The sequence below is a fragment of the Micromonospora sp. MH33 genome, assembly GCF_003013775.1.
Lineage (GTDB): Bacteria > Actinomycetota > Actinomycetes > Mycobacteriales > Micromonosporaceae > Micromonospora > Micromonospora fulviviridis.
In genome coordinates, this window is the sequence record NZ_MUYZ01000335.1 from 1 (window position 1) to 7,130 (window position 7,130).

Below are 7,130 nucleotides of genomic sequence, written 5' to 3' on the forward strand. Positions count from 1 at the left end.
GAGCGGCAGCGTGGGCGGGGCCACCGACGCCGGGATGTCCGCCGGCCGCTCCACCATGGTCGGCTTGCCGGCCGGCGCGAGGTCGACCACCCAGCCGTACCCGCCGACGTGCACCCCGGGCGCGGGGCCGGCGGTGACCTGGGCCAGCCGGCGGGTGGCCAGCGAGGTGATCCAGGCGTCCAGCCGGTGGCTGGCCAGGCCGAGCGTGCCGGCCACGTGCCGGTGCAGGTCGGCCGCGGGCAGCCCGTCGTCGAGGGCGTCGCGCAGGCCGGTCAGCGCGGTGCGGAAGTCCCGCAGGTCGGCGGTGGCCCGCACCTGCCGGGGGTCCGTGGAGGTGCCGGCCAGGTACGCGCCGACGGTGGCGGTGGTGCCGGGCACCGGCACGGCCAGCCGCCGGCGCAGCACCGGAGTGCGCTCGTGCGGGCGGATGTCCACCAGCTCCGGCTCGGGCAGCTCCGCGGCCCCGGGGAGGTTCGCCTCGGCGGCGAAGGCGTCCGCGGCGGCCGAGTGCTCGGCGATCAGGGCGGCCCGGAGCAGCCGGTGGAACAGCGGCACCGGCCCGTCGCCGGGGCTGGCCGGGACCTCGTCGCCCCGCAGCCCGACCGCGGCCAGCGCGTCGAGGTAGGCCCGCACCCGTCCGGCCCGGGGCGCCCCGGGCCCGTCGAGCAGCGGGGTGCCCAGCGCGTACGCCTGCTTGGCGAAGACCGCCAGGGAGAGCCGGGGGTCGGTGGGGCCGCCCAGCCCGAGCGCGGCGAGTAGGTCCCGCGCCGGCTCCACCACCTGCTCGCGCCAGTCCGGGCCGAGGCCGAGCCGGGCGAAGCGCCACAGCCAGCTCACGTACTCGTTGCCGAGCATGCTGCGGGCCCGCACCTCCAGCACCCGGGCGTCGGTGCCGAGGATCTCCAGCAGGGTGGCCTCCGGGTCGGCCAGGCCGGGCACGATCCGCGGCACCGGGGAGGCGAGCCAGACCTTGCGCCACAGGTTGTTCAGCAGCGCGACCGCCTTCGCCTCGCCCGGCCCGGCCGGCTGCCAGTTCCGCAGGCTGGCCACCGGCAGCAGCCCGTACGGCTGGCGGCCGATCCGCAGCGTCGGCAGCGGACCCTCGGCGTGCACGTGCTCGACGAAGTGCGCGCGGACCGCGGCCCGCTCGGCCGGGGTGGCCACCGGCAGCAGGTGGCGCAGCAGGCCGCCGAAGCTGGCCGGCCAGAGCAGCCGACGGACCAGCCGCCCGGTGGGCCGGTCGACGGCGGTGGCGCCGCCGCCCCGGGCCAGCCCGGTGGGCGCGCCGGTGCGGGCCGGTGCGCGGCGGGCGGCGGCGAGGGCGTCGTCCGGCGCGGCGGTCAGCGGGACGCCCAGGGCGGCGGCGGCCAGGGCGGCGGCCGCCTCCGGCATGGCGGCCCCGGCGGCGCTGTCCGAAGTTGACACCGCCGTCACGGTCGGCGTGGCGGCCGGGGTGTCCGTGCCGGTGTTGTTGGTCGGGGTGTCGGGAGCGAGGAAGGCCAGCCCGTCGGTGGCGGCGTGCGCCTCCAGCAGCCGGGCCAGCGCGCGGGCGGAGCCGGCCGGGCCGGTGGCGGCGTCCAGGCCGAACACCAGCAGCCGCTCGACCTGCTCCGGCTCGCCCTTGGCGGTGAGCGGGACGGTGACGGTGAACGCCATGCCGGCGGCCTTCGCGGCGGCGAAGTCGACCGTCCAGCGCATCCCGGCGTCGATCGGCAGCGCCTCGTCGGCGGGGTCGATGGTGCCGGTCGCGGTGTCGGGCACCGGGCTCGGGCCGACCGCCAGGTCCCGGGTCACCGGGTCGGAGGTGCCGCTGAACAGCGTTCCGCCGGCGGTGCGGCCCACCGCGTACCACTGGGTGGGCAGCAGCCGGGCCCGGGCCGGCTCGCACCAGGGGCCGGTGCGGGTCAGCGGGTCGGGGAACACCCCGCCGACCGGTTCGAGTACCCGGGCGATCCAGCCGGCCCGGGGCGCGCCGAAGCGGCGGACCAGGTCGCTCCAGGCCGCCTCGTCCGGGGTTCCGGTCGGCCCGCCGGGCTGCCCGTCCCCCCAGTACGCCCGCCCGGCCGCGATCTCCTCGGCGGTGAGCCCGGGCTCGTGGTCGTCCACGTGGATCTGGTCGGGGTAGACGCGGATCTTCAGGGTGGCGCCGGCGAACCGGGTCTCCAGGCGGACCGGGAGCAGGACGGCCGGGGCGGCGGCCGTCAGCGTCCACGGGGTGCCGGTCAGCGCGCCGGACAGCGGCGGCCGGTCGGCGGCGTACGTCGAGGTGCTCATGACTGGCTCTCCGGCGTGGGTAGCAGGTCACTGGCGTGGCGGGCCAGGAGGACGGGGCGTTGCAGCACCGCGCGGGCGGTGTCGGCGGCGTTGCGGCCCTGCCGGCCGGCGAACACCACCGCGTCCGGCGGCGGCGGGTCGCCGGTGAGGTCCACCCCGAAGCGGGGCGCGGCGGGCTGCTCGCGGAGCACGAAGAAGTGCCCGGCCGCCCCGTCGGCCCGGCGAGCGGCACCGCGAGCCACCTCGGCGGTGTACGGGAAGCCGAACAGCAGCAGGTCGGGGGAGAGCCAGGCGTTGAAGATCGGCAGCACGTCCAACCCGGTCGGGGTGCGTTCCTCGGGCCCGGTCCAGGTGGCCGCCCGCATGGTGACCACGGTGGACGGGTAGCGGCGCAGCAGTTCGCCGCGGATGACCAGCACCAGCGACTGCTCACCGGGCGCGCCCACGGCGGTCAGGTGGCTGCCCAGCGGCCCGTTGCGCCAGGCCGGGTCGGTCAGCGCCGGGATGTCGGTCAGCGGCGCGCCCGCGGACACCGCGCCCCGGACGTCCCAGAACTGCCGGAACCAGGTCTGCCTCGGGTCGGCGGGGAACTCCCGCCACAGCATCTCCCGGCTCATCTCGTGGTTGAGCCCGACCAGGAACGCCTCGATGAAGCGCGGGTTGGCGGCCAGCGCCGTCATGGTCTCCGGCGCGACGGCCGGCAGGTTCGGCACCACGTGCTCCTGGGACAGCCCGCGCAGCAGCTCGTAGGCGGGCACGTCGAAGGTGACCCCGGCGAGCAGCCGGCGCAGCGGGTCGCCGCTGTCCGGCAGGGCGTCGACCAGGTCGCCGTCGCCGAGGGTGAGCCCGGCCAGCACCTCACCGGCCACGGCGGTCTCCGGGCGTACCGTCTCGCGGACCGCCGCGGCGGCGTCGTCCAGCGCCACCGGGGCCGGGTGGTGGTCGCGGGCCAGCGCCTGGGCCGGGGCGAGCCGGCCCTGGTGGGCGGCCGCCGCGGACATGAAGTCGTCGCCCATCTTGGCCCGGTCGGCGACCAGGTCGGCCCGCAGGTCGGCGATCGTGACCGCGCAGCCGCGGGGGCCCGCGTCGGCGGCTCCGGCCGCGGTCAGGGCGGCTGTCCAGCTCACCGGGACGCCGTCGGGGTCGAGGTCGAAGGCGGCCCGCCAGGTGACGGTGCCGCCGTTGCGCCGGGCCACCACCAGGTCGGGGCGACGGGTGCCGGTGATGTCGGCGACGGCCACGCCGGCACCGTCCGCGGTCGCGAAGGCCGCCTCGTCCGGTACCGCCCGCGCCGCGGTCCACCCGCCGACGACCCGGCCGCGCCGGTTGAGGCCCTTCCCGGTGAGGTAGCGGGCCACCGGCGCGCCGCCCACCGTGCCGGTGGCGAAGACCAGCAGGTCCGGCGTCTGGTCGCCGGTCAGGTCCACCACGTCGACGCCGACCGCGGTGACCGAGCCGAGCCGCATCGGCGTGGGCAGTGAGTCGCTCCAGCCGTCGGCCGCCGCGCCGGTCTCGTCCAGCCGCCAGCCGATCCGGTAGAACACCGTGTTGTCGGTGCGGCCGGCGCGGTTCACCGCGTACGCCACGATCAGCTCGGGGCGGCCGTCGCCGTCCAGGTCGGCGAGGGCCACGTCGAGCCCGGCGGCCTCCGCGCTGACCGGGTCGGGCAGCTCGAACGGGCCGGTCCAGCCGCCGGCCGCCGCCCCGTTCGCGTCCGCCTCGCGGCCGATCCAGTAGGCGATCCGGGCGGTGCCCGCCGTCGTGCCCGGCAGCAGCGCGGCGGTGACCAGGGTGGGCCGGGCCGTGGGCAGCACGGCGCCCAGGGTGGTGGCGGTGGCCCGGGCCACCGCCGGGACGGCCGGGCCGTCCACCGCGGCGGTGAGGGCCGGCTCCCGTACCGCGCCGTCCTCCGTGAGGCTGTGCGCGACCTGGGTGCGCGGCCGGCTGCCGGCGCGGGCGCGTCGGTCGGCCCGCTGCCGCGCGGGTCGGCCGGGGTGCCGTGGTCGACCCAGGCGGTCGGCCGCGAGTAGGCCCAGCGCCAGGAGGTGAGCCGGCCGTCCGCCGTGACCGCGAAGAGCTCGCCGTCGCGCGAGTCGCCGACCAGCGGCCCGGGCCGGTGCGCGCCGAACCCGCCGGCCGGCACCTGGGTGGTCTCGGTACGCCAGCTCCAGATGTACCGTTCCTGCCCGTCGTGGTACCAGAGGTAGCGGGTCATGAGGCGCACGTCCGCCGGGTTGGTGACGCTGGCCGTGAGCGTCGCGATGCCCGGCTCCTCCTCGTTGCCGAACGGGGGCGCGTCCTGGGCCAGCGAGATCACCCGTCGGCCCTCCGGCACGGGATCGTGCTGCTGGGTGGCGTCGCCGTAGAGCGACACGAGTTGACCGTCCGGGGTGACGTACTCGACGGCCCGCCGGTTGTCGGGGTGGACGTGTTCGGCGGCCGGGGAGCCCCAGATCGGCGGGCCGGGGATCAGTCGCCACTGCGTCCCGTAGCCGAACAGCCGGTTGCTGCTGGTGGCGACCAGCACACCGACGAAGGACGGCCGGGGCGTGCCCCAGAGCCGCTCGTTGCCGCCGACCGGGGTGCCCAGCGAGGTCCAGGAGCGGGCCGTCGGGTCGAACCGCCACAGCGCGGTGTCGCCCCCGAGGACGTAGATCAGCCCGCCGCCGGCCGCCGGGCGGCTGTGCACGCCCCCGGCCGGGGCGCCGCAGTCCGCCCACACCCACCGGTCCCCGTCCCAGCTCCGCTCGAACAGCCGGCTGTCGTGGGTCCGTACGTAGACCCGGCCGGGGGCCAGGACGGCGCCGGAGGTGGCGACGGCGGTGCCGGGCGGGGCGCCGTGGTCCCGCCACACCCAGTTGTCCGGGGCGAGTTGGCGTCGCTCGAACAGGCGGCCGTCGGCCGCGCCGACGAAGAACCGTTTGCCGGTGAGCAGGTCGCCGCCGTTGGTGACCACGCGGGTGACCGGGTCGTCGGCAGCCAGCGCGGTGACCGGGGCGGCGAGGGCGCGCACGGCACCGGTCCCGGTGTGCCACCACGGGTTCGCGGCGGCCGCCTCGATCACGGCGCGGGTCAGGTCGCCCACCCCGCGCCCGTCGCTGACCAGCGTGTCCAGCACGGCGCCGCCGGCCGGCACCCGGGCGGCGGGGACCGCGCTGGCGCCGCCGGCGAGCCGGGTCAGCGCCGCCGCCCCGTCGGTGTCGACCCGCCGGGCGAGGGGGCCGCGCGGGCGCAGCAGCCGGCGCACCGACGCGGAGGTGGCCGCCGCCGCGCCCGGGTTGTCGGCGAGGCGCCGGTCCAGCGGTTCCGCGGTGTCCGCGGCCAGCCCCGGGTTCGACACCTCGACGAGGTCGTGCACCGGTCGGGTGAGGGCGACCAGCCGGTCGTCGCCGACCGTGGCGCCGGGCGCGTCCGGGTCGACCCGGCGGCGTACAGGGCCTCGGCGGTGTCGCGGGCGGCCTGGCCGCGGCGCAGTTGCTCGTTGGCCTCGCGGATCTCGGCGGCCCGCTGCCAGGCCGCCGCCGCCAGGTCCTCCTGGTGCCGCTGCACGACCTGGGTGCCGAGCGCGGCGGCGGCACGGTGCCGCGGGTCCAGGTTCAGCCCGGACAGCCAGCGCGGTTCCGCGCCGGGCGCGGGGAGTTGGGTCTCCTGGCTGTGCAGGTCGCCGTAGAGCGGCGGGGTGAGCCGGTCGGCGGCGTGCCGCAGCAGCCCGGTCAGGGCGCCCTGCCAGGCGGCGCGGACGTCCTCGGCCCAGGCGGTCGGGGTCATCGCGGGCGAGGCCAGCGCGCCCTCGAAGCCGAGCACCGACCGCCCCCCGACGCCCTCCTGCGCCTGCGCCGGCAGGCCGCCGCCGGGCGCGGCGATGTCCACCGGCTGCCGGCCGACGTCGGCCGGCAGCGGCCGGGCCCGCAGCCGGCGCGCCAGCGACTCGAAGTCGCCGTCCGGCCCGGTGCGGAAGGTCCAGTGGTGGTAGACCGGCAGCAGCACCGCGTCGTCCGGCCCGGGGTTCCCGGACCCGGGCCCCCAGGCCGGGGCGAGCGGCCCGGCGTCCGCCACCGGCTCGCCGAGTCCGGCCCGTACGCCGGCCTCGAACGCCGGGACCACCGCGGCCAGGTACTCGGCGCCGGCGGCGAGGCGGCGGGGGCAGACCAGCCGGGACAGGGTCCGCTCCGGCGCGGTGGCGATCACCGCGGCGACGTCCTCGCCCTCGGTGGTGACCAGCACCTGGGCGTGCGCCCAGGCCCACGACTCGGCAAGAGCCGGCAGCTGCCGGACGGTGGTGGCCAGCCGGGGCAGCGCCTGGCCCGCCTCGGTGCGCAGCTCGCCGCCCCCGTCGACCGGCACCACGACCAGCACCAGCCAGGGGCGCAGCCCGCCGTTGGCGTCCGGCCGGGCCGGGGTGTAGAGCCAGGGCAGGTCGGGGCGGTCGAACTCGACGGCCGCGAACATCGACACCTCGACGTTCTCCGCGCCCGGGGCCGGGAAGCTGCGGATGATCTCCTCCGGGTCGACGCCGACCACGTCGCCGGGACCGTGCAGCAGCGCCGTCGAGGTGCCGGTGATCTCCCGGGTCGCCCCGGTCGCGGTCTCGGTGCCCAGCGCCGTGACGGTCAGGTCGACCGCGGCCCGGGCCCGGGGGAGGGCCCCGGCGAGCGGGTCGGTGTCGGCGACCACCCGGGCGACGCCGTCGCGTACCCAGGGCAGGAAACGCAGGCCACCCATGTCAGCGGACCTCCAGTTCGGCGGGGACGATCCGGGGGCGCGGCACGCGGACCCGGGGCCGGCGCAGCGTGCCGGCGCGGCGGGACGGTTCGGTGGCCTCCGCGCCGGGGCGCGGCGCGGGGACCGGTCCGGCG

3 protein-coding genes are annotated in these 7,130 nt (G+C 78.5%); all 3 read right to left on the reverse strand.

Annotated features, from left to right (window positions below; translation table 11 throughout):
• The coding region (locus B0E53_RS31320) for a hypothetical protein (RefSeq protein WP_210406287.1) at window positions 1-2,274 on the reverse strand (2,274 nt) is incomplete at its 3' end.
• Window positions 2,271-4,088: a VCBS repeat-containing protein gene (locus B0E53_RS31325; RefSeq protein WP_168215458.1), complete on the reverse strand. Its 1,818-nt coding sequence runs from the start codon at window positions 4,086-4,088 to the stop codon at window positions 2,271-2,273. The genes B0E53_RS31325 and B0E53_RS31320, both read right to left, overlap by 4 nt.
• Before the next feature lie 1,363 nt (window positions 4,089-5,451).
• Window positions 5,452-6,996, reverse strand: a complete 1,545-nt coding sequence (locus B0E53_RS31330; RefSeq protein WP_107079282.1) for a hypothetical protein — start codon at window positions 6,994-6,996, stop codon at window positions 5,452-5,454.
• Window positions 6,997-7,130 lie beyond the last annotated feature (134 nt).

Coding starts and splice junctions, on each gene's coding strand:
- B0E53_RS31330 (WP_107079282.1), bottom strand. CDS start 6,996: ATGGGTGGCCTGCGTTTCCTGCCCTGGGTACGCGACGGCGTCGCCCGG.